The sequence below is a fragment of the Alteromonas sp. V450 genome (genome assembly GCF_001885075.1).
GTDB lineage: Bacteria > Pseudomonadota > Gammaproteobacteria > Enterobacterales > Alteromonadaceae > Alteromonas.
This window is the reverse complement of sequence record NZ_MODU01000004.1, coordinates 1337785-1359897: the sequence shown is the minus strand read 5'-3', so window position 1 is coordinate 1359897 and position 22113 is coordinate 1337785. Positions and strand designations below refer to the sequence as shown.

The window sequence follows — 22113 nt, the reverse complement described above, 5'->3', positions numbered from 1 at the left end:
CTATGTTTGCGTTAGTTCAAGCTGAAGACTTCGACCAAGGCGAGCTGTACGCCATGCTAAAACAGTCGGCAGAAGAAAAAGCGTGCGGCAACACCGGCGCTATCGTCAGTTTTACGGGGTTAGTACGAGATTTTAATAATACTGGCGATATAGACGGTATTGAATTAGAGCACTATCCGGGTATGACTGAAAAAGCGTTGATGCTGCTTGTTGAACAAGCTATCGAACGCTTTTCACTTAACAGTGCTGGCGCACTACACAGAGTAGGGCGCATATACAATAACGAACATATCGTATGGGTAGGCGCTGCAGCTCCCCATCGTCAGGCGGCATTCGACGCAGCCAGCTTTCTAATGGACATGCTCAAACAGTCTGTGCCTCTATGGAAGAAAGAGTTCAAGGGTGATAAATCTGAATGGGTCGCTGCAAAAGCGTCTGACGATAAAGCAGCGCTAAAGTGGATGTCACCTTCGCCGCAAGAAAATGCTCTTGAGCCAGAAAAAGACGTTGAACATCAATAATGTGTAAGTTACACACCTACATGTTTGTTGCCTTCGTCATAGTGCTGTGTATTTTCATTGTTGATAATACACAGGCCAAAATAGCTGACGATACCGATGTCTATACAAACACGGCAGAGCGTAAACAACAAGAGGCGGAATTTTCAGCGTTATTTACGCCAAAAAGGCAGGGACGTATTCACGTTGGTGTTGCGGCGAATTTTGCCAAACCGCTTGCCAGCATTACGCAAGCCTTTACAAAGATTACTGGGGTAGACGTTGTTACAACGGTGTCCTCTAGTGGTACGTTGTTCGCACAAATCTTACATGGCGCAACATTTGACGTATTTTTATCAGCCGATGTTAACCGGCCAAATGCGCTCATCGACAAGGGTGTTATTCACGCAGGCAATGTGGTGAATTATGCAGAGGGTGAGTTGGTCTACATATACCGTCGTCGTGACCATATGAACGATGATATGCAGAGCCCTGAGGATGTGCTTCGTTCAACTCTTGATGCACTGGTGCAGCAGCAAGGCAAGGTCGCGATAGCAAACCCTAAGCTAGCTCCCTATGGTTTAGCAGCAAAGCAAACCCTTGAAAACCTTTCTTTGTGGCATAACAGCGCAACGTCACCTAGTCGAGTAACAGGAAAAAATGTTCTACAAACGCTACAGTTTTTTACCACTGGCAGTGCAAGCAGCGCATTTATTGCCAAATCTGTGTTACCAGGGCTTGAGCAACAACTTGAGACCGCTTATTCGGTGGTCTCGGTACCCGTCGATTTTTATTCTCCTATTATGCAAGGGCTGTCCGTAAACCGTAAACAACCCGCGGTGCTAACGCCTAATTGGTTTAACGAAAATAGTGGCGATAACACCATAGCGATTACGAGTGAAGTTGATAATGCGAGTTTGTTTGTACAGTTTATTTTGTCTGACTTCATGCAGTGTGCGTTGCCCAAATGGGGCTACAAGCCTGCTATGGCTGTGAGAAATACAATGCATGAAAACGGTGATGCAGTGCCTGAAAAGGTAAGTTGCTAATGGCATGGCTGTCGTCTTTTTTTGGCGGAACCACGCTGGGGGCAATCGGCCTTACATTACAGCTAGCCATAGTGACAAGTTTACTACTGCTGGCTATTACGCTGCCTTTGTCGTGGTGGTTGGCAAACTGGCAAAGCCGAGCTAAGCCACTTGTCATGGCTATACTGGCACTGCCTCTAGTGCTTCCGCCTACTGTTTTAGGGTTTTACTTACTGGTAGCGTTTTCACCGCAACATTTTATTGGTCAAGGGTGGCAGGCAGTTTTTGGTACATCTTTGGCGTTTAGCTTCGAAGGCTTGGTATTGGGGTCTGTCATATATTCATTGCCCTTTGCAATGCAGCCGCTGTATAGCGGTTTCGTGCAGCTAGATAAGCGCTATCTCGATGTGGCCCGTACCCTTGGTTTCTCAACAGCTGAAGCGTTTTTTAGAATTGTGCTGCCAATGTGCAAAGCACCTATTGTTGTAGCGCTAGGCCTCAGTTTTGCGCACACCATCGGAGAATTTGGTGTGGTGCTAATGATTGGTGGCAATATACCTGGCGAAACTCAGGTGCTTTCCATCGCACTTTATGAGCAAGTTGAAGCCCTCGAATATGAAAGTGCACACAGGTTGTCTTTCGCGCTACTTATATTTTCCTTTGTCTTACTTGCTTTATTGTATCGATTTAATAGTGCTGGACTGACGCAAACGTCTCCTGAAGCGCAACGTCAAAACGTTGATAGCCAATCAAACTAAGGTAACTCATGTGAAGCTTTCAGTTTATATACCAAATCGAATAAATATCAGTGTAGATATAAGCAAAAATGCAGGCTTTATTGGGGTTGCTGGGCCGTCTGGCGCCGGTAAGAGTAGTTTTTTCCGCAGTTTAGTTGGCGCAGAAAAAAATGCAGTGGTAAAAGTCGATTGGGCTGTAAATCCAGGTAATAGTCACAAGTTGAAAGTGGGTATGGTGTTTCAGCAGCCAATGCTTTTTACCCATACCGATGTCAGAGGGAATTTTGCGCTAGCTAGGTGTCACCCAGGTGATAATGCGCTTTCTGTTGAGGCGAGTCTAGAAGGATGCTGCTGTGCACACCTCGTTGACAAGAAGGTAAGTGAATTGTCGGGCGGTGAGGCACAGCGAGTGGCAATTGCAAGGGCGCTAATCAACGGCCCTAAGATCTTATTACTAGATGAATCGTTAAGTGCCATCGACAGACAAACACGTACGAAGATCTATCAGTTCTTAAAAGGCCTCACGCATACGCATGGCATAAAGTGCTTGGTTGTTTCGCACGACCTTGACGACCTTGCGGTTTACAGCGACCACCTTATTTATATAAAAAAGGGAGAGGTGTCTTATCAAGGAACCACAAGTGCTGTGTTAAACAGTGTGTTTAGTGAACTGGAAAACGATAGCCCTAGTAGTGTGCTGGAAGGTGATCTTTTAGAAACTGTGGTAACCAAAGACGGCGAGAAAGAAAGTAAAGAGCTAACGGCTGCGCATGCGAGGGGGCCTGACGTGTTTAGGGTGGCAGTGGCTGACAGCGAGCTGTATGTTTCAAGCGCGGCGTTACGCACAAATGATTCTGAAAGCAGCGCACTTGTAGAGGAGGCACGCGATTCTTCTTCGAGTGCTTTCTCACCCTCAGTGAAGGTTAAGTTTGTTGTTAAGGCGTGCGATGTGAGTGTTGATATCTGTACTACGTCCATGGCCGAAAATGTTGAAGTGCTAAATACGTCAAGTATCTTAAATGCATTGCCCTGTATAATTACTAAAATATCTGCACTGCATAGCGGAAAAGTTTTACTGTTTATGACCCTTCAACATTCACGGCAAAGCCTTTATGCAAGCATTAGTGAGATATCAGCTAAGCGACTCAAATTACAAACGGGTATGCAGGTGATAGCGCGCTTCAAATTGCTCTAGAGTATCGATTAAACGCTTGGTTATCATTTAAATAAGCATCAAACCGTGCGCATATAGCACGGATGAATATGCGTGCATGTTCCGGCACTTCAATTCGGTTTTCCGATAAGATAACAACACCGTCTTTAAGCAGGGGCGTTAAATTGTCCAGTGCGCTAGCAAAATATTCGTCGAAGTTTATATGATATTTTCGCGATATTTCTTTTTTGTTTACTGCCAAATTACACATCAAGCTTGAAATCACATCACGGCGAATTAGGTCATCCTCACTTAACCTAAGCCCTACGGTAGCACACGGTAGAGCATTGTTAATTCTTTCGAAATAGTGCTTTAGTTCCTTAGGATTCTGCGCAAACGCGTTGCCTACGGTGCTGATAGCTGACACTCCTAAGCCTATTAAGTCTGCGTCGCCACGTAGGGTATAGCCTTGAAAATTGCGATGTAATTGACCTTCTTTTTTGGCTATTGCAAGCTTGTCATTGGGAAGTGCAAAGTGATCTAAGCCAATCATCACATAACCGATTTTAGTGAGGCTACGCACTGCCTGCTTGTACAGCGTTGCCTTTAGCTCTACGTTTGGCAAAATGTCGTCTGAAAATTTTCGTTGAGCGGCAAATCGCTCAGGTAAATGCGCGTAGCTAAATAAAGAAATTCTATCTGGCAACATTGCTTTCGTTGCAGCAACGGTTTGTGTGAATGTTTCTTCTGTTTGGTGAGGTAAACCGTAAATCAAATCTAAGTTAATAGAGCTAAAGCCAATAGTGCGTGCATGGAACACCATTTTCGCGATGTGGGATGTGCTTTGAACGCGATTTATTGTGTGCTGTACATTGTAATCAGTATCCTGCAAGCCAAAGCTAATACGTGTGTAGCCTAGCGATTTGAGGTTGTCTAAATACGCTTCGTCGACATGTCGTGGGTCAAGTTCAATTGACAACTCGGCATCCGTTGTAAAGGCAAAGTGCTTCTTGAGTAAATACATGAGATAAGTATGCTGAAGAGCAGTTAAAAAGCTGGGAGAGCCTCCGCCTAAATGCAGCGCTACCACTTGCTTTTGTTCGGTCAACTGGCGCTTAGCTAGCATCTCTTTTTCGATGTAGTCTAAATACTCGTCCGCTTTACTGTTGTGCCTAGTTACTATTTTGTTGCACCCACAGTAATAGCAAAGCGTTTTACAGAAAGGTATGTGTACGTATAGGCTAGCAACCTTATTTTGTGATTGATGGTTGGCAATTGTCAGTATGTCGTCTTGTACTGGTTCAAATTTCAGTGCAGTAGGGTATGAAGTATAACGCGGCGCGTGTTGAGCATATTTGGTAATCGTTGTTGTTGTAACGTTGTCTTTTTCAATTGTGCTCATAATACCTCGGCCTCATAATCGCGCACGCTTTTGCAATACCATGATGATACGGTTTATGCTCACAGTTTATGTTGCCTAGAAGGAAGGGGTATTGATCTACTTCAAACTATTTGCACTTAATTTAGCGCTTTTAGCCATGCTTCCCATTCTTATTCCGCAGGCATTGTGGGTGAGAAGCCATGCATTGCGGTTACCCGAAGCTGAAGGTAGCAGAAAGTTTCAAGTGCCCGGGGTCCCTTGTCAATCTACTGCATGTAATACACCAGCGGTTAGCCAAGCAGGTAAAGATTTCGACGTATTAATCATAGGTGATTCAGCCGCTGCTGGCGTCGGTGCAGCGCATCAAAATGACGCGCTATCTGGTGCGTTGTTTCGGTGTTTAACCGGCCTTTACTGTTCAGATGTTATGGTAACCCTAGACGTTGAAGCTACAACAGGCTTTACCAGTAGCGATGTATTACAACGATTGTCCCTACTGGCGCCGAAACCCGTCGATGTAGCCTTGGTGTCAGTTGGTGTGAATGATGTGACAAAGTTCATTTCCACTCGTCAGTTTAGTGAAAATATACGTGCTATTTATCATCTTTTACACAATGAATTTTCATGTCAGCACGTAATTTTCTCAGCTTTGCCTCCTATGCATGCGTTTCCTGCTATTCCTCAACCTCTTCGTTATGTGCTGGGTGCAAGAGCTCGATTATTGAATTTCGTGTTAGAAAGTCATGTAAATTCATTCCTAAAAGCAGAGGTACTGAATGTAGAACTCATGCGGCCTGATATGGATGTAAACCAGCTGCATAAAAGTGGTCTGATGGCAGAAGATGGGTTTCATCCATCGCCGAAAGGCTACACGTTATGGGCACAGCAAGTTGCTGAGCGCATTAAACACGTAGCTGATAACGCTAACTGACGTTGACGTGACGTCGGTCGATAAAATTTGCGCGTTGAGCTTTGTTTCGTGTTTTTCACTTGAAGTTTCTTTTTGTAACCTTATCTTGAAGTGTGACCATCAAAAGAAATGGAAAGAGTAAAGTGACGAGAAAAGTAACAGTGGACATTGTTTCCGATATTGTTTGCCCGTGGTGCATTGTTGGGTATCAACGTTTACAAGAAGCGGTAAAAATGGTTGAGGATGTTGACGTAAGCATCAAGTTTCATCCGTTCGAGTTAAATCCGAACATGCCTGAAGAGGGACAAAATCTCCGCGAGCACATAATGGAAAAATATGGGATAAGCGAGCAACAAAGCACTGAGAACCGAAAAAGGTTAGTAGAGGCTGGCGAATCATTGGGTTTCTCTTTTAATTTTAATGATGACTCTCGTATGCAAAACACGTTTAAAGCTCATCAAGTTGTTCATTTGGCGGCTGAATATGGCTTCGAAGAAGAAATGAAGCTGCGTCTGTTTCACGCGTACTTTACTGAATCAAAGAATATCAATGACGATTCAATTTTAATTGCAGAAGCCGCCAAAGTGGGAATTGATAAACAAGCGGTTGAAAGTGCGCTTAGTACTGGCAAATATGCAGAGGTTGTTCGCGAACACGAGCAGCTTTGGATGCGCCGAGGCATTCAGAGCGTGCCCACTTTCGTCATTGGAAACCAAGGCGTAGCAGGCGCTCAAGAGCCCTCTACATTAGCTGCATTTATTCAACAAGCTGCTAGTGAACAGCATGCAACATTAACGCAAAATTAAGGTATGGCAATGAGTAATCATATTAACCACTTGCTAGCACAATGGTTACCGCTAAAAGATAAGCATAAATGGGTGCTAGGTTTCATCTATAAAACTGAAGGCTCATGCTATCGCAAAGCGGGTGCTATGATGTTATTTAGCAGTGCTGGCCACCAGTTAGGCATCTTAAGCGGTGGTTGTCTTGAAAGTGATATTGTGAAGAAAGCACAGCGCGTTATGTCAGATGGCGTTAGCCGCACGGCAGTTTATGACGATGAAGACGAAGAAGACATTGCATTTAAGCTGGGCGTTGGCTGCGGTGGTGTGGTTCATTTAGCGCTCGTACCTATAAGTGAACAAAATAATTACCTGTATTTGCATGAAGCTTGTGCATTACTTTCAAAAGGTAAAGCATGCGAGTGGACCGCGGACATTAAAGGCTTAAGTGCCACGTATGCTGAAAGTTCGGTGGTTTCTCAAATACCTAAACGGGCCTCACTGGCAAATAATGGCGGTTTGCAAACGCTCACGCTTTTTTTACAACCACCCATCCATATACTCGTTATTGGCGGTGGATACGATGCGACATTTTTGACAAAGCTAGCAAATTTACAAGGGTGGCTAATCAGTTTATGGGATCCTCGCCCAGCCCAGGCAAGAGTAGAGCATTTTACTGAAGTTAACTATCTTGTTGACGACCCTTCTCCTGATGCACTGGCGCGCCACATTGCACAGCATAATATACAGGCCGCGGTATTGATGTCTCATCATAGAGAAGTTGACGCTAAAGCACTTAACACACTAAGTCAGTATTCGCTTGAATACGTGGCAATGTTAGGGCCTGTGCATAGAAAACGGGAAATACTTGAACTAGCCGGCCTAGATAATACGGACTTCTGCCAGTATTTTGCCAGTCCGGCAGGTTATGACATTGGCGGCGAGTTACCGGAACACATTGCGCTTTCAGTAATTGCGCAGTGTCATGCAATTTTTCATGGAAAGTCGTCTCATTTAATGAAGTGATAGCGAAGACAACTGCCACGTTTATATATTCTATCTGCCTTCTTTGTTTGAGGACTGGTATAATTTAGTGATACAAAGGTCAGAACACTGACAATATACCCGTCCTCAATCTACAATTGTATTCGCTGACTACATGGGCTTCGTCTCAAAGCACATCACCCGTTGTCATCTAATTTGCTTGTTCAAGCTTGCTTTCCAAATAGTTTGATATGATGAATGGTTATTCAAAATATCAATTAAACTTATATCTCTGATTTCCTTAGTATGAGCGCTTACGGTTTTAACATGTTGATAACATCAGGCAGCGCAATGACAGACATCTATTTAGTTCGCCACGGACAAGCTTCCTTTGGTAAAGCTAATTATGACAAGCTAAGTGAATTGGGTGGACAACAAGCTATTTGGTTAGGTGATTATTTTAAACAACGGGATATTCGCTTTGATGCTGTTTACAGAGGGGATATGGTCCGCCATCGCGAAACGCAGGAAGGCATTGCTGAAGGAATTGCCAGTTCACAGGAAAAGCTCCCTCAAGCTACAGTAGATAGCGCCTTGAATGAATTTAACTTTCAGGCTGTTGCAAAGGCTTACCTTATCCAACATCCGCAAGATAAAGTTGCCGATGGTGCTGCCTCCTCTGAATATTATCGACTCTTGAAAAAAGCGATGCTGGCGTGGTCAAAAGACCAGTTGGCGCACGCTCATCTTGATGAAACATGGTCAGAGTTTTCGCTTCGAACAAAGTCCGTATTAGAAAAAATGCAAAGCACAAACGCGAAGCGCATACTCGTTGTGACGTCTGGCGGCGCTATCGCAATGATGCTAAAGCACATCTTAGGTTATGACTCGTCTACGGTCATCAACATGAATTTACAAATTCGCAACGCCAGTTTTTCTCAATGCTTTGCTAATCCGCGGGGCATTCACTTAAATAACTTCAACAGCGTACCTCACCTGGATGTGATTGACAGGTTACACGCCATTACCTACAGCTAAATGGGGCAGTTATGAACTTCGAATATAATGAAAAAACGCAAAGCCTTTTAGAAAAACTTAAAGCATTTATGGATGAAGAAGTGTATCCCATTGAAAAGGAATACATTCATGCAGTAGAAAATGGCTCAGCCAATAATGGTGAAGGTCGTTGGAAAACGCCTGAAATGATGCATACTTTGAAAAAGCGTGCAAAAGACGCGGGCCTTTGGAATTTGTTTTTACCTGAAGAATACAAACCGTATGGTGCAGGTTTAACGAATGCTGAATATGCCCCACTTTGCGAAGAAATGGGCCGAGTTTTATTTAGCTCTGAAATTTTTAACTGTAGCGCGCCAGATACTGGCAATATGGAAGTATTGGCCAAGTATGGCAACGAAAGTCAGAAAAAGCAGTGGTTAGAGCCCCTTCTAAACGGTGAAATACGCTCAGCTTTTGCTATGACAGAGCCTGCGGTGGCATCGAGTGACGCGACAAACATAGAAACTTCAATTAAGCGCGATGGTGACGAATATGTCATCAATGGAAGAAAGTGGTACACCAGTGGTGCCATGAACGAAAATTGTAAAATTATGGTGGTGATGGGAAAAACTGACTTTGATGCGCCGCGTCACCAGCAGCAGTCACAAATTTTAGTGCCAATGGATACCAAGGGTGTAACCGTTGTTCGTCCTATGGCTGCAATGGGTTATTACGATGAGCCGATTGGACATGCTGAAGTCTTATTTGAAGATGTACGGGTTCCGGCTGAAAACTTACTGCTTGGCGAAGGGCGTGGTTTTGAAATTGCGCAAGGTCGCTTGGGCCCAGGCCGTATTCACCACTGCATGCGTCTTATTGGCTGTGCGCAGCGCGCGCTTGATATGGCTTGCGAACGCGTTGAAAGTCGTGTGGCTTTTGGCAAGCCGTTGTCAAAGCAGCAATCAGTTAGAGAGAGTATTGCGCAGATGCATTGTGATATCGAGCAGGCAAGATTGCTAACGCTTAAAGCGGCTGACAAGATGGACCGTTACGGAAACAAAGTGTCTCGCGACCTTATTGCGGCTATCAAAATTGTGGCGCCTACGATGGCTTGTAATGTTATTGACCAAGCTATACAGATGCACGGCGCTGCCGGGACGAGTCAAGATTTTGTATTGTCAGCCATGTACGCTTATGCGCGCACAATTAAGCTGGCAGATGGACCTGATCAAGTACATATGATGCAGTTAGGTCGCAATCTTATTGCAGAAAAAGCAGTAGCTCAGTAGCTAGCTACATAGCCTTAACAATACAGAAAATACGGGTAAGGAGTGGATGTGTCTCAAGACAATGCGAAAGCCCCACACGCAATAGATTTATCAGTGCTGAATTCATACTTATCTACCGCGTGTCCGAGCATAGGGCACGTTACAAACGCTGAGAAATTTGCCGGTGGGCAATCGAACCCGACATTTAAACTTACTACGGATAGCGGCGTGTACGTATTACGCCGTCAACCTCCGGGTAAGCTACTAAAATCTGCCCATGCGGTAGATCGTGAATTTCGCGTCATAAACGCGTTGCAAAGCTCTGACGTACCTGTGCCAAAAGCGTATCACTTATGTGAGGATGCTAGCGTCATAGGCAGCATGTTTTACATTATGGCGTTCGTAGAAGGGGATATTTTTTGGAACAGCGCGCTGCCCGAAGTAACTTCTTCAAAAACACGCGGTGCCATGTACGCAGAGATGAACCGTGTTCTCGCAGCGCTTCACAGTGTAGATATTGAAAGCGCAGGTCTGAGTGATTACGGCAAACCCGGCAGCTACTTTGAACGTCAGTTAAGTAGGTGGACAAAGCAATATCGTGCGTCAGAACTAGAGAATATAGAAGAAATTGAAAGCCTTATTCAGTATCTAGAGGAGAATCTCCCTGAAGATGATGGACAAGTCTCCTTGGTTCATGGCGATTTTCGATTAGATAATATGATGTTTGATATGTCTGACGCTGAAAATCCAAAAGTAGTTGCGGTACTCGACTGGGAACTGTCAACATTAGGACACCCTTATGCCGATTTGGCATATCAATGCATGCAGTTGCGTCTTCCTTCTGATATTGCGCATGCAGCTGGATTAGGGGGGTTAGATAGAAAGCAGTTAGGCATTCCGAGCGAGCAAGAATATATTAACGCGTATTGTGAGCGAAGGGGTATTGATGGCATTAGCAATTGGACTTTTTACCTCGCGTTCAGTTTTTTCCGTTTAGCCGCTATTTTACAAGGTGTAGTAAAACGTGCTCACGATGGCAATGCGTCGAGCGAGAAGGCTATGCAGTTAGGTGCGATGGTGCGCCCTTTAGCGCAAATTGCAAATCAAACTATACACCAAAGCGAATAAGCGCCATATAACGTACTTAATGACATGCCACGCTATTGATTAGCGTGAACGTCGAACAAAGCAACTGGAGACAGTATGAAAGCAATTGTATGCGAATCTTTTGGGCCACTTGAAGAGCTTCAATTTAAAGACGTTGCAGACCCTGAAATTAAAAAAGGGCATGTAATCGTAAACGTTGAAGCGGCAGGGGTAAACTTTCCAGACGGCCTATTAGTGCAAGGCCTGTATCAAATGCAGCCAGATTTTCCGTTTATTCCTGGCAATGAAGTGGCGGGCACTATATCTGAAGTAGGTGAGGGCGTAAGCCATTTAAAAGAAGGGCAACGAGTAATTGCGCTGTCTAACTTAGGTGGCTACGCAGAAAAGGCGCTGATCCCCGCCTCGCACGTTATGCCGCTACCTGATCCCATTCATGTTAACGAGGGGGCTGCACTTGTCACTGCCCATGCGACGGCGCATCACGCGTTGAAGCAGCGTGCAAAACTACAGCTAGGTGAAACCTTGGTTGTAACTGGCGCAGCTGGTGGTACTGGTCTAGCAGCAGTGCAGATTGGCAAGATCATGGGCGCTAAAGTTATTGCGGTTTGCTCGACAGAAGAAAAATTAGCCCTTGCCAAAGAATATGGTGCTGATGTTCTAATCAACTACAAAGAAAAAGACTTAAAAGAAACGCTTAAAGAAGTAACCGGCGGTAAAGGTGTTGACGTAGTTTATGAATGCGTTGGCGGCGATACCTTCCATGCGTGTAGCCGAAGCATGGCATGGGAGGGGCGCTTATTGGTTGTTGGCTTTGCGGGGGGAGAAATTCCGAAGTTTCCCGTTAATTTAGCACTGGTAAAGGGCTACTCTGTTATGGGTGTGTTTTGGGGATCGTTTACGCAACACGACCCAAAAGGCTTTGCTGAAAACATGCAAGAGCTTTTAACCTGGTATGTACAAGGTAAGGTCAAAGTTGTCGTGGATGAAGCATTACCATTGGCACAAGCAACTAAGGCTATGGCAAAAGTCATGGGTCGAGAGGTGAAAGGCAAAATGGTGCTTGTGCCCTAACAATTTGAAAATGACCGTTTTGTATAAAATAACAGTCGAGCGCTATAGACAAACACAATGTCTATAGCGCTTTTTTATTGGTAGAAAAAACATTTAGTATTTTAGACTTCTAATGCTTATCTATGAAAGCTAGGGTAGCTGCTAGCGTTGCCTCGGGATCTTCTTCGTGGGGCACATGCCCCAAATCGTCGAAAACAACGAGTGTGCTATTGGGAATATCGCGCTCAAACTGTTTACCCATTTCAAGCGGTATCAGCTTATCTTTGCCACCCCAAATTAATAACGTAGGAACAGACAATGTATTGAGTTCATGGCGAAGCTTTCCGGGTTGGGTTTGCACAAAACGCTCCGATATAGCCGCTCGATTGCCCTCTCTAAGTGCGAGTTCATAATACCTATTGACCAATTCATCAGAAACCAATGATGGGTCTCCATATACATTCTCGACACTACTTCTTACGATAAATTTTGGTATGAAGTCTTTCAAAAAAAACTTCGCAAATTTGTTCTGAGATAGCTTAAATGCAATAGGCACAGATTCCGCATTGTAGGGATAACCAGAAGCGTCAATGAGCACTAGCTGCGATACTTTTTCAGGATAACGAACTGCAGTTGCCCACCCAATGTAGCCACCTAGTGAATTGCCTGCCACTATGGCGTGCTCAATATCCAAATGATTGAGCAGTTTAACTAGATAGTCAGTGTACTTTTCTATCGTGTAATCGTTTTGAGGTTCAGGCCCTGTTAGACCAAATCCTGGCAGGTCAAAACGAATAATGCGGCGTTCGCCTTTTAGCCCTGTTACCCAGCCATCCCAAGTATGAAGAGAGGCGCCCGTGCCGTGGACTAAAACGATAGGTGTAGTGTCACTTTTAGGGCCCTCATCACGTACATGTAACGTCAGTCCGTCAATATTTATAAATGATGATGCTGAAGATGCCCAGCGGGGTTTAAGTTGCTCCAAGGGGATATCTTGGGCTGAGTGCATCTTTATAAAAACAAACAGGGCAACGGTTATTACAACAATTAAACTCAAAGCAACTTTTAACATACTACTTAACTTTTAAATACATCTAGTCACTACTATAAAGCGTTATTTCTGAAAACGATATAGGGGAGCATCATTACATTATTAACAGATTTAAGGGCATGCTGTATGTTGCTCAAACCGACCCGATGTGAAAGTAACGTACGCGCGATAATTGGTCATGTTCGCTCAAACGGCATTTGAGCGGCAAGAACAAAAAAAGCTATTTACATTTTTGTAGTTAGTGGAAATGCTGTAGGTGGTTAGCCTATCTTTGCTTCGTGCATTAGTTTGCACTTTCAATGCACATCATTTGGGTTTAGCGCTGCTTTAATGCGCAACATTGTTTAAACTTTTTATTGCTTCCACAAACGCAGGGCAGATTCCGCCCATATTTAATTTTTCCACAGTCGTCATGTAACACACCGTCGCGATAGCGCCATTCATCCTCTTCAACGATGAAGCTCGATGTTTCGTGAAGCTGGAATACGCTTTTGTTTTCAAAGTAATAAGCTGTGAATTCAACAACGGCCATGTTGGTTTTGTCACGGGGCGTAGGGGCAATCTCAGAATTGTGTACCTTAAGCGCAAACCACCTTGCTCCTTCTGCGCCTTGCGCCAAGTCCTTTACAGAAAGAGCTCTTTGTTTCTCTTTGATATAGGTGTTAAGAACATACTGGTAATGTGCAGTAGCGTAGGCTGCAAAGCGCGAGCGCATAAGTTGTTCTGCTGAAATAGGGCGTTTATCGCCTTTAATGAAAGGTTCGCAGCATTCGTCGAAAGATTTTGATGAACAACAGTAACAGCGCATAAGATAACTCGCAGTTTATGAGTATAACGAAGCGCGACAGTATAAGTATAAGTGGCCAGAGCCCCAAGTTTTTTTAAGCGTAAGGTTCGCGATGTTTAATACGTTAATGTCTGCATGTGCCTAAGAGTCCATGCCAACAAGCTGTTTTAAAATAAGCGTTGAGTGTTGGCTTGTGTCACTTTCTTTCGCCCAGAGCTGGAGTTAACCCTAAAAAGGTTAAGAATTACCAAGGACCTAATGCAACATTTTGCTCGTTATTATTATTGTTAACGCGCACATTCACCAAGCTGACAGAATAAAGCTCACACAGTTTTCTGATCATGTCGCTGTCTGTTGGTTGAAGGTCCAAATCGATATTTTCTACATACAATGTTCTACACTGGCCACCTGTAATCAGCTTACTGATCCATTCGGGCATTTTTTCTTTTTCAGGTTTTTGAATACGGATAGCGTGATCTACGTTCTTCGAAAACGACACCGTGTTTGAAAGCAAATAATTCCAACCTTTGTCGTTATTTCCTTTCCCACTCCCTGATTTTTCGCTAGGAAAGCCTTCTATCGGTAAAGGTAGTTGAACAACATTTGAAACTGAAGCGCGCAAAGCATTGAATCGTGAAACTGAAGAAGTGTTCATAGTAAAACCCTTTATGCATTGCCCTAAAGTTCATAAATCGGACTTTAGGAGAACTGTTAATTGATACTGGTTTCATATACAGTGTGTATGTCTATACAGTATTCGTAAAAGAGGTCTTTGGCAAGTATTTAGTTGTACTTTTTTCACACAAACTGTTGTTTTTTTAGTAACCATATAAAAAATAATAGTTTTTTTGTTCTATCGAATTCTGAAGGAAGTATTAAGACTCCGATTGAGGTAAGATGCGTGCGAATTTTACATAAAAAACCACTGTATAAAGCTGGAGGAGCGTTGAGCGCGTTAATACACTTAGGCTACTTGGGGATGTTTTTATCGGCATTTTTGGCTGCCACTATATTGCCTTTTAGCTCTGAAATTGTGCTTAGTGCTTTATACAGTAGTGGCTTGAATGGTTTGTCACTGCTTATTGTTGCATCGCTCGGTAACGTGCTCGGCTCTGCGGTTAACTATGCATTGGGCTTTAAGTTTGGAAAAGAAATTGCGACGCAAAGGTTAAAGGTAAGCAAAGCGACGTTTGATCGTGCAAGTCATACCTTTACGAAGTGGGGGAAGTGGAGTTTATTTTTATGCTGGGTACCTATTATTGGCGACCCTATTACGTTAGTAGCAGGTGTACTTAGAAGCCCGCTTTGGTTTTTTATTCTCGCGGTAACGCTTAGCAAAACAGCGCGTTATGCCGCGCTGCTTTACGTACTTGTTTAAACGATTCTTCGGCGTTAGTTTTCTCACGCCACTGCGTTTTTGTCTCTCGACTTCTTTTGGCTTTTCTTCTGATACGTCACATACCATTGCTTCATTCTTGGGCTCATTAATAGTAGTCCAATCATCCAGTACCATACGGGCTCTTGCCAAAACGTCTTCTGCGACCAGCTGAAATGAAGTAGTGCAAGAGGCAGGATCAGGTAAACGCTGTTATGAAGCTTCTGCCACTTTCTTCCCATGTTGCGCTGGATTCGCTTAAACGACGTAGCAGTGAGAGCAAAAAGAAGAAGTAACGCTGCCATGCCAACAATTATGTAGGGCCTGCTTACTATCTCGCTAGCCACCAGTGCCATATCAAGCTGAAGTTCAAACACAATGTATGTGAGCAGGTGTGCAAAGGCGTAAACAAAGGTGTATACGCCAATCATACGTCTGAATTGCATCGGTTCTGGGCTTGGTAGCCATTTAGCAAGTGGGCTAAGAGTCAGCGTTAGTAAAAGAAAGTGAATTGCCCAGGTTCCAGTTTCATTGATGAGCGTGTTTACAGGGTCTGGACCCAGCTGATCGGTAACGCCAGCAAAAAACAACCAGGCGATATAACCTAATGCGAAAAGGTGAATAAGACCTTTCAAACTACGGCGTTGCCAAACAGAGAACCGAAACGGTTTTTTTCTTAATGACATTAAATGAACAACTCAATAATAATGGTTAAAAACTTCAGTTGAGAAGCATGGGTTATGGAGGGCTGGCTATTTGCCCGTAGCCCTATAAAAAAATACCACCTAGTAATAACGAGATAAATCCATGTCTTTGTATAGCGGCGCGACTTCGCTATAGCCGTTAAACATTTGGGTGTCGATTCGATTTCTGGCAAGTAGCCCACCTGTGGTTATTCTACGCTCACTGGCTTGGCTCCATCTAGGGTGCGATACGTTCGGATTCACGTTGGCATAAAAGCCATACTCATTGGCGGCCAGTCTGTTCCACGTAGTAGGTGGCTTCTTATCGGTAAGGCGAATTCTCACTATAGATTTAATGCTTTTAAAACCATACTTCCACGGTACCACAAGCCTTATAGGCGCGCCGTTTTGAGGTGGCAAGGTCTTCCCGTAAAGGCCAACTGACATGAGCGTTAACGGGTGCATGGCTTCATCAAGGCGCAAACCTTCCACGTATGGATAATCAATACCACCACCGGTGAAGCGGCTTCGTTGACCGGGCATTTGCTCAGGGTCGTATAAGGTTTCAAACGCCACATACTTGGCAGACATCAACGGATCGGCTTGTTTTAATAACGCTCCCAATTCAAACCCAATCCATGGCACTACCATTGACCACGCTTCAACGCAGCGCAAACGGTAGATACGTTCTTCAAGGGGAAAACGCTTCGTTAACGCATCGTGATCAAGCTCAATGGGGTTTTTCACCATTCCGTCAATTTTTAACGTCCATGGATTAGTTTGAAATTCAGTCGCATTTTTGGCTGGTGCATCTTTAGATGTGCCAAACTCATAAAAATTGTTGTAGCTGATGACTTTATCTTCAGGCGTTCGGGTTTGTGCGATTTGAAACTTAGGCGGTTGGCTAAACTCAAGCGCTTCTCTTTTAAATGCTGCCTTCTCTTCCTCATCTTCCCAAAACCAACCAGCAGCGCCTGCCGATTTCGCAAGTAACGTAGATGCTCCCAAAAAGCCCATAGATTTGAGCAATGAGCGACGACTTTTGTAAACGTCTTCATTAGTTACGTCGTTATCAGTTAGTTTTACAGAGGGTTTAAATGGTTTTGGCATCACGTCACCTAAATTATGATGAGACTATAAGAAATGGTCGTCACTTCGCCCAGTGCTATTAGCTACGTTAATGTAACGAGTAAGTTCAACATAATAAAAAAGACCGAGAATACGGCCTTTTCATTTCAAATAATTAGGTGAAAATATTCTACATATGCAAACTATCTTGAATACCGCCTTGTTTTGGTGAAAAGATATTGCTGTATAGGCGAGATGCGAATTCATCCGTCATACCCGATATATAGTCGGCGAGAACGCGCATTCCATTATCGTCTTCACAGGCTTTACGCCAGCGAACTTGGGTGTTTTCCGGAAGTAAGCGGTCGGGATCTGATGCAAAGGCTTCAAAAAGTTCCATAACTACCAGTTGTCCTTTATATTCAAGAAGCTGAACATCAGGTCGGCGGATTACTTTGTTAAACACAAAGCGTTTGAAAAGCTCAAGGGCGTGTGCAAATTTTTCAGGCATTACCGCGTTGAACGCAAGTAGAGGGTGTGCGAAACCCTCAACGCCTTGTATTTCAATGGCTGTAATAAAGCTGTTTACCAGAGCACCTATTGCATTTTTCCGTTCGTGATGTTCAGCGCTGAACAGCTTATTGGTTAGCACTTCTATATTGTCTGACAGCCACGGTACATCAAGAGATTTTAGTGGGGTAGTTACATCTTCGACAAAGTGTTGCTTGTCGACCATGTCCATTACAATGGCATCTTCCAAATCGTGAATACCATAAGCGATATCATCGGAAAGCTCCATAATTGAGCAGTCGAACGATTTAAATTGCGTTTTACTATGGCCATTGGGTTTAGCGTGAAACTGCATGAACGTATCTTTATCGTCATTACTAAATGGCGCGAGAAGCCAGTCTAATAAAGGTTCGTCGCAGCGAAAAAGCCCTTTGGGAGGGAGCCAGTCGTGGGCTTTAACCTGACGAAGTGAAACAGGGCGCTCGGGCGCAGGCCCTTCGCTATGAAGAGCGTCAATAAAGTTCGGGTATTTAACTAAGCCTAATACGCTTCTTCTACACAAATTCATACCGTGTTCGGCGGTGTAGGGCTCTAGCTGAGTTATGATCCTGAAAGTTTGCCCGTTTCCTTCAAAGCCGCCGTATTGGTGCATCATGTAATTAAGCGCAATTTCACCACCATGACCAAAAGGTGGGTGACCAATATCATGCGCTAAACAAAGGGTTTCGATTAACGTAGCGTCGAGTGCTAACGTTGTAGCAATATCCGGAAATTTTCCGCAAAGCTGGGCGGTAATACCTGTACCAATTTGAGCCGCTTCAAGAGAGTGCGTGAGCCGCGTACGATAAAAATCACTCAGCCCCACGCCGAGCACTTGGGTTTTCGCCTGTAATCTGCGAAATGCAGCGCTGTGAAGCACGCGCGCTTTGTCTCGTTGATACGGATTGCGGTGATCGCCGTCGCGCGTTTCGCTGCGGGGCAAACGGCGTTCGTGTAATGCTAATTCCCACCTACTTGTTGCCACTGCTACCTCGTTATTCCATGTTGCCCATTGTAATGTTTAAACTGGCGATGAGATCATTACATATCGTCTAGCGCGATTTCATCAAGACTAAGAGAAAAACTCGGAACATAGCGCGTTAAGAAGTAATCAACCTCTTCAGAGTGATATTCTTTTAGGGTTTTATCTAACCGCTTTTTTGCCAACTTAAACTCTTGGTTGCCAGCAGCCAATTCTTCAAGTGTTTTAAGGTAGGCGCAAAGCACATCTGCTGCTTTCACGATAAAGGCTTCTTCTTCGCTGTGGTAGTGATGATCAATAAGCGCTGCGTAGTCTTCTCGAAACGCTTCTGGTGCCATTTCAATGAGCTTGTTCTCTGCAATTTTTTCGATCTTCTTATACTCTTCTTTAATCGCAGGGTTGAAGTATTTCACTGGGGTAGGGAGGTCTCCCGTGAGTACCTCAGAAACATCGTGAAAAATTGCCATGGTGGCAATGCGATCAGGGTTTAATGTGCCGCCAAAAAATTTATTTTTAATTAAAGCAAGCGCGTGGGCTACCATAGCCACCTGCAAGCTGTGTTCTTGAACATTTTCCGTGCGAACATTGTGCATAAGCGGCCAGCGATTAATAAGCTTCATGCGCGCTAAGTGGGCGAAGAAGTGACTTTTATCCGACACGTCACGCTCCTTGCTTATACGTTCTAAAGAAATTTCCAATCCTATGCAGTGCAGGAACCAGAACATCGCTGTGAGGTAGAAATACCAGCCTGAAATAAGTACCTTCGTTTAAGTTAAAGGCTCTACCGTGGACTAGCAAAATTTTTTCGGAACTGAGCAGGTCAAGTACCATTTGCTCATCGTTATGAATGTTGAACTTCTTCTCGTCTACCTTAGCAAAACAGTACATGGCACCTTTAGGTTTGACGCAAGAAATACCATCAATGCCGTTTAACATATCGGTTGTAACATCGCGCTGAATACGCAAGCGTCCGTTTTCTTTTACTAAATCGTCAATACTTTGATAGCCGCCCAACGCTGTCTGAATAGCGCTCTGACAAGGCACGTTTGCGCACATCCGCATTGAAGACAGTATGTTAAGCCCTTCAATATAGTCCGAGGCTAAGCGCTTATTACCGCTGACAACTAGCCAACCTGAACGAAATCCGGCCACGCGATAGTTTTTGCTCAAGCCGCCAAAGGTGACAAAAAATACATCATCAGCCAGTGAAGCAATACTGGTGTGCTTTGCTTCATCGTAAAGAATTTTGTCGTAAATTTCGTCGCTAAATACTACCAGTCCATGTTCACGAGCTACTTCGACCACCTCTTGCAGAAGGGCTTTGTCGTATACTGCACCAGTAGGGTTATTGGGGTTGATAAGCACGATTGCGCGAGTCTTGCTGGTGATTTTACTTTTAATGTCGTCAATGTCTGGGAACCAGCCTGCTTGCTCGTCGCAGCGATAGTGAACGGGTGAACCTGATGACAGGCTAACTGCAGCCGTCCAAAGGGGGTAGTCAGGGCTTGGAATAAGTACTTCATCGCCATGATTAAGTAAGGCTTGCATTGCCATCATGATTAATTCGGATACGCCATTACCGATATAAACATCGTCGACACGGATGTCTTTAATATTGCGCTGTTGATAGTACTGCATTACGGCTACACGAGCGGCATAAATTCCTGTCGAGTCTGAATATCCTTGTGACGTAGGCAGGTTATGAATAACGTCTTTTACGATATCGTCAGGGGCTTCAAATCCAAACGGGGCAGGGTTTCCGATATTTAGCTTTAATATGCGGTGTCCTTCATCTTCCATCTTGCGGGCTTGCGCAGCGATTGGGCCTCTAATGTCGTAACAAACGTTATCTAATTTATGTGAGCGAGATACAGTTTTCATGGTCTATCTGGTTGATTTACGTACCTTGAGATTATCGCAATCGCGCACCTTATGCGATGACATTGTTGCAGTATTTTCTTCTTTGACATTATTTTTTTATCTAATTGATGAATTAATAGCCACAAAAAAACACGTTTGTTTCAAATGGCGATGGAATATAAAAATAATGTTAATTTCTTGTGAACTTTTCAATCTGCGCCTATCGTACTAGTAAGGCGTGTTGAAAACGCGCTCATAATAAACAGGCTAACAAGCAGAGGTGAGTAGAGCATGTCGCACCATTTTAAAGAGACACCTGAAAACGCAATAACGCAAAGTGGCATTGCCCGAGTAATTCCATGTAAAGAACTTGATATTGGCGACCCTATTAAGTGGTTGTCATTGGCGCTACGTGACGCCACGCGAGCCCCGGTATTAACCGTATTTTATGGCGTTTTATTTGCAGTTATTCCTTGGCTTATCATGTATTTGGTTCAAATGACCGGTTGGCATCTCGTTATATTACCTGCAATTGTTTGCTTTATGTTGGTTGGACCTTTTTTAGCGGCAGGTTTATATGACGTAAGTTGGGAAATGGAAAAAGGTCATAAACCGACATTGCGACATTCGTTGCGAGCAATGCGTAGAAACGCGTTCAACGAGTGGGGCTTCGCCGTATTACTTATGGTTATGATGATATTTTGGCTGCGTGTTGCATCACTCATTCACGCGCTTTATCCACCGTACATCGAGAATGATTTAACCAGCCTATTACCATTTCTCGCTTTAGGTACCATTGTCGGGGCAGGTTTTACACTCGTGATGCTTTTCATAACTGCGTTTACACAACCAATTTTGATGGAACGAAAAGTCGACTTAGCAACTGCCGTGCTCACCAGCATTAATGCGGTATGGCTAAACAAAGTACCCATGTTAATTTGGGGCGCAATCATTTTTAGCACCGTAGCGATAGGCTTTGTCACGTACTTTATCGGCTTTGTAGTACTTATGCCCATCATTGGCTATGCGTCTTGGCACGCCTACATTGACGCTATAGAAACCAAGCGGGAAAGAAAGTACGAGTAAATGAAATCTAGCTACACCATACGATTTATCTGCTCAACATTTATCAATTTGGTGTGCTTTTTTGTTAAATTTACTAAAAGAGGCGCGTAACAGCGCCTCTTTTAGTCTTTAGTATTAGAATAATTGTTTTTGAGCAGCCCGTTTGATATAAATATTAGAAATATAGAATTTAAAAAAAGCATATAAATCATAGGTTTATGTTTTGACATTCTTGTTACATCCTCATTCACGTTGTGTTTACTCCCCTTGTACAATATTTCAACAGAAAATTTCTCAAAACTGATGCATAAACAAGATGTCGACGCATCAAAGCGTTGGCTCAAGTGTGTAGAAAGTGTTGTCGCATAAAAGCTTGTTTTACCATCTAGTTTGAGGATTAACCTATGAAACGAATGAATTTATTGAACGCGGCCACCGCAGCAGCAACCATGGTATTGAGTATTAACGTGAATGCAGCAGAACCTGAAAAGGCCATACGCTTTACCGGAGAAACTCAATTTGCTGGTTTTTGCAAAGCGGTGGTAAATGACGATGTAAGAGTGCTTCGCTCGAGCCTTTCTCGAAACGTTGGCAGAATTGGCGCTAGTCAACGAGAAGTACTGCGGTTAGTTACTGCAGATGAAGGGTTAACGTGTAACGGTAGTAGCTTAATTGAATTTTCTGTTGAGCGAGATGCAAACGCTGTATATGAATATCTAACGTCGCGTAGTTAAGGCGTTGATATTGCCAGCAGTAGGTCACGTGTGGCGGGCACAAATACAGCATAATTTTTTGCACTG

23 protein-coding genes are annotated in these 22113 nt (G+C 43.9%); 14 read left to right on the top strand and 9 right to left on the bottom strand.

Annotated features, from left to right (window positions below):
* Positions 1-2 precede the first annotated feature (2 nt).
* The 4 genes from BK026_RS05975 to BK026_RS05960 are packed head-to-tail and all read left to right on the top strand — an operon-like array spanning position 3 to position 3457.
* Positions 3-521, top strand: a complete 519-nt coding sequence (locus BK026_RS05975) for a molybdenum cofactor biosynthesis protein MoaE (protein WP_071815011.1) — start codon at positions 3-5, stop codon at positions 519-521.
* Positions 521-1546 (top strand): molybdate ABC transporter substrate-binding protein, encoded by a 1026-nt coding sequence (gene modA / locus BK026_RS05970; RefSeq protein WP_071815010.1) that lies wholly within the window; start codon positions 521-523, stop codon positions 1544-1546. Before BK026_RS05975 ends, modA begins: the two co-directional genes overlap by 1 nt.
* Positions 1546-2283: a molybdate ABC transporter permease subunit gene (modB, locus tag BK026_RS05965; protein ID WP_071815009.1), complete on the top strand. Its 738-nt coding sequence runs from the start codon at positions 1546-1548 to the stop codon at positions 2281-2283. The genes modA and modB overlap by 1 nt, the downstream gene beginning before the upstream one ends.
* Positions 2284-2293: 10 nt before the next feature.
* Positions 2294-3457 carry an ATP-binding cassette domain-containing protein gene (locus BK026_RS05960; RefSeq protein ID WP_071815008.1) on the top strand — a complete coding sequence of 388 codons (1164 nt, stop codon included), beginning with the start codon at positions 2294-2296 and terminating at the stop codon, positions 3455-3457.
* Here BK026_RS05960 and hemN read toward each other — a convergent pair.
* Complete coding sequence (hemN, locus tag BK026_RS05955; protein ID WP_083575025.1) at positions 3444-4817, bottom strand: oxygen-independent coproporphyrinogen III oxidase; 1374 nt, start codon at positions 4815-4817, stop codon at positions 3444-3446. The genes BK026_RS05960 and hemN overlap by 14 nt on opposite strands.
* Positions 4818-4908: 91 nt before the next feature.
* Between hemN and BK026_RS05950 the strand changes: the two genes are divergently transcribed.
* The 7 genes from BK026_RS05950 (at position 4909) to BK026_RS05920 (ending at position 11914) form a co-directional block, all read left to right on the top strand.
* A complete protein-coding gene (locus tag BK026_RS05950) occupies positions 4909-5727 on the top strand; it encodes an SGNH/GDSL hydrolase family protein (protein ID WP_071815007.1) in 819 nt (272 codons plus the stop codon).
* Between the two features lie 122 nt (positions 5728-5849).
* Complete coding sequence (locus BK026_RS05945; protein WP_256253693.1) at positions 5850-6512, top strand: DsbA family oxidoreductase; 663 nt, start codon at positions 5850-5852, stop codon at positions 6510-6512.
* 9 nt (positions 6513-6521) lie between these two features.
* Positions 6522-7514, top strand: coding sequence for an XdhC family protein (locus BK026_RS05940; RefSeq protein WP_071817516.1), 993 nt, complete (start codon positions 6522-6524; stop codon positions 7512-7514).
* Positions 7515-7823: 309 nt separating this feature from the next.
* Entirely contained in the window at positions 7824-8510 is a 687-nt protein-coding gene (locus BK026_RS05935) for a histidine phosphatase family protein (protein WP_071817515.1), read from the top strand.
* 11 nt (positions 8511-8521) lie between these two features.
* On the top strand, positions 8522-9757 hold the full coding sequence (locus BK026_RS05930; RefSeq protein ID WP_071815005.1) for an acyl-CoA dehydrogenase family protein: 1236 nt from the start codon (positions 8522-8524) through the stop codon (positions 9755-9757).
* A gap of 48 nt (positions 9758-9805) precedes the next feature.
* The gene (locus BK026_RS05925) at positions 9806-10864 is read left to right on the top strand and encodes a phosphotransferase family protein (protein WP_071817514.1); all 1059 of its coding nucleotides are present in this window, start codon (positions 9806-9808) and stop codon (positions 10862-10864) included.
* 75 nt (positions 10865-10939) lie between these two features.
* A complete protein-coding gene (locus BK026_RS05920; protein ID WP_071815004.1) occupies positions 10940-11914 on the top strand; it encodes an NADPH:quinone oxidoreductase family protein in 975 nt (324 codons plus the stop codon).
* A gap of 109 nt (positions 11915-12023) precedes the next feature.
* Here the strand turns inward: BK026_RS05920 and BK026_RS05915 are convergent, their stop codons facing one another.
* The 3 genes from BK026_RS05915 to BK026_RS05905 form a co-directional block, all read right to left on the bottom strand.
* Positions 12024-12965, bottom strand: coding sequence for an alpha/beta fold hydrolase (locus BK026_RS05915; protein WP_071815003.1), 942 nt, complete (start codon positions 12963-12965; stop codon positions 12024-12026).
* A 295-nt stretch (positions 12966-13260) separates the two neighbouring features.
* The gene (locus BK026_RS05910) at positions 13261-13752 is read right to left on the bottom strand and encodes a YchJ family protein (RefSeq protein WP_071815002.1); all 492 of its coding nucleotides are present in this window, start codon (positions 13750-13752) and stop codon (positions 13261-13263) included.
* A 223-nt stretch (positions 13753-13975) separates the two neighbouring features.
* Positions 13976-14386: a deoxyguanosinetriphosphate triphosphohydrolase gene (locus BK026_RS05905; protein WP_071815001.1), complete on the bottom strand. Its 411-nt coding sequence runs from the start codon at positions 14384-14386 to the stop codon at positions 13976-13978.
* 324 nt (positions 14387-14710) lie between these two features.
* Between BK026_RS05905 and BK026_RS05900 the strand changes: the two genes are divergently transcribed.
* Positions 14711-15109: a YqaA family protein gene (locus BK026_RS05900; protein WP_071817513.1), complete on the top strand. Its 399-nt coding sequence runs from the start codon at positions 14711-14713 to the stop codon at positions 15107-15109.
* A gap of 23 nt (positions 15110-15132) precedes the next feature.
* Here the strand turns inward: BK026_RS05900 and BK026_RS05895 are convergent, their stop codons facing one another.
* The 5 genes from BK026_RS05895 to BK026_RS05875 form a co-directional block, all read right to left on the bottom strand.
* Positions 15133-15792, bottom strand: a complete 660-nt coding sequence (locus BK026_RS05895) for a sulfite oxidase heme-binding subunit YedZ (RefSeq protein WP_071815000.1) — start codon at positions 15790-15792, stop codon at positions 15133-15135.
* 99 nt (positions 15793-15891) lie between these two features.
* The gene (gene msrP / locus BK026_RS05890) at positions 15892-16899 is read right to left on the bottom strand and encodes a protein-methionine-sulfoxide reductase catalytic subunit MsrP (protein WP_071814999.1); all 1008 of its coding nucleotides are present in this window, start codon (positions 16897-16899) and stop codon (positions 15892-15894) included.
* A gap of 148 nt (positions 16900-17047) precedes the next feature.
* Positions 17048-18391 carry an anti-phage deoxyguanosine triphosphatase gene (locus BK026_RS05885; RefSeq protein WP_071814998.1) on the bottom strand — a complete coding sequence of 448 codons (1344 nt, stop codon included), beginning with the start codon at positions 18389-18391 and terminating at the stop codon, positions 17048-17050.
* Positions 18392-18447: 56 nt separating this feature from the next.
* Complete coding sequence (yfbR, locus tag BK026_RS05880; RefSeq protein ID WP_071814997.1) at positions 18448-19047, bottom strand: 5'-deoxynucleotidase; 600 nt, start codon at positions 19045-19047, stop codon at positions 18448-18450.
* Position 19048: 1 nt separating this feature from the next.
* Entirely contained in the window at positions 19049-20269 is a 1221-nt protein-coding gene (locus BK026_RS05875) for a pyridoxal phosphate-dependent aminotransferase (protein ID WP_071814996.1), read from the bottom strand.
* Between the two features lie 270 nt (positions 20270-20539).
* Between BK026_RS05875 and BK026_RS05870 the strand changes: the two genes are divergently transcribed.
* Positions 20540-21334: a DUF2189 domain-containing protein gene (locus BK026_RS05870; protein ID WP_071814995.1), complete on the top strand. Its 795-nt coding sequence runs from the start codon at positions 20540-20542 to the stop codon at positions 21332-21334.
* A 383-nt stretch (positions 21335-21717) separates the two neighbouring features.
* Positions 21718-22047 carry a DUF3718 domain-containing protein gene (locus BK026_RS05865; protein ID WP_071814994.1) on the top strand — a complete coding sequence of 110 codons (330 nt, stop codon included), beginning with the start codon at positions 21718-21720 and terminating at the stop codon, positions 22045-22047.
* Positions 22048-22113 lie beyond the last annotated feature (66 nt).

Excerpts from the sequence above, each read along its gene's own strand:
- BK026_RS05975 (WP_071815011.1), top strand. The coding sequence starts at position 3 with ATGTTTGCGTTAGTTCAAGCTGAAGACTTCGACCAAGGCGAGCTGTAC.
- hemN (WP_083575025.1), bottom strand. The coding sequence starts at position 4,817 with ATGAGCACAATTGAAAAAGACAACGTTACAACAACAACGATTACCAAA.
- BK026_RS05920 (WP_071815004.1), top strand. The coding sequence starts at position 10,940 with ATGAAAGCAATTGTATGCGAATCTTTTGGGCCACTTGAAGAGCTTCAA.
- BK026_RS05900 (WP_071817513.1), top strand. The coding sequence starts at position 14,711 with ATGTTTTTATCGGCATTTTTGGCTGCCACTATATTGCCTTTTAGCTCT.
- modA (WP_071815010.1), top strand. The coding sequence starts at position 521 with ATGTGTAAGTTACACACCTACATGTTTGTTGCCTTCGTCATAGTGCTG.
- BK026_RS05905 (WP_071815001.1), bottom strand. The coding sequence starts at position 14,386 with ATGAACACTTCTTCAGTTTCACGATTCAATGCTTTGCGCGCTTCAGTT.
- BK026_RS05940 (WP_071817516.1), top strand. The coding sequence starts at position 6,522 with ATGAGTAATCATATTAACCACTTGCTAGCACAATGGTTACCGCTAAAA.
- BK026_RS05875 (WP_071814996.1), bottom strand. The coding sequence starts at position 20,269 with ATGAAAACTGTATCTCGCTCACATAAATTAGATAACGTTTGTTACGAC.
- BK026_RS05930 (WP_071815005.1), top strand. The coding sequence starts at position 8,522 with ATGAACTTCGAATATAATGAAAAAACGCAAAGCCTTTTAGAAAAACTT.
- BK026_RS05865 (WP_071814994.1), top strand. The coding sequence starts at position 21,718 with ATGAAACGAATGAATTTATTGAACGCGGCCACCGCAGCAGCAACCATG.
- BK026_RS05910 (WP_071815002.1), bottom strand. The coding sequence starts at position 13,752 with ATGCGCTGTTACTGTTGTTCATCAAAATCTTTCGACGAATGCTGCGAA.
- msrP (WP_071814999.1), bottom strand. The coding sequence starts at position 16,899 with ATGCCAAAACCATTTAAACCCTCTGTAAAACTAACTGATAACGACGTA.
- BK026_RS05870 (WP_071814995.1), top strand. The coding sequence starts at position 20,540 with ATGTCGCACCATTTTAAAGAGACACCTGAAAACGCAATAACGCAAAGT.
- BK026_RS05915 (WP_071815003.1), bottom strand. The coding sequence starts at position 12,965 with ATGTTAAAAGTTGCTTTGAGTTTAATTGTTGTAATAACCGTTGCCCTG.
- BK026_RS05935 (WP_071817515.1), top strand. The coding sequence starts at position 7,824 with ATGACAGACATCTATTTAGTTCGCCACGGACAAGCTTCCTTTGGTAAA.
- modB (WP_071815009.1), top strand. The coding sequence starts at position 1,546 with ATGGCATGGCTGTCGTCTTTTTTTGGCGGAACCACGCTGGGGGCAATC.
- BK026_RS05895 (WP_071815000.1), bottom strand. The coding sequence starts at position 15,792 with ATGTCATTAAGAAAAAAACCGTTTCGGTTCTCTGTTTGGCAACGCCGT.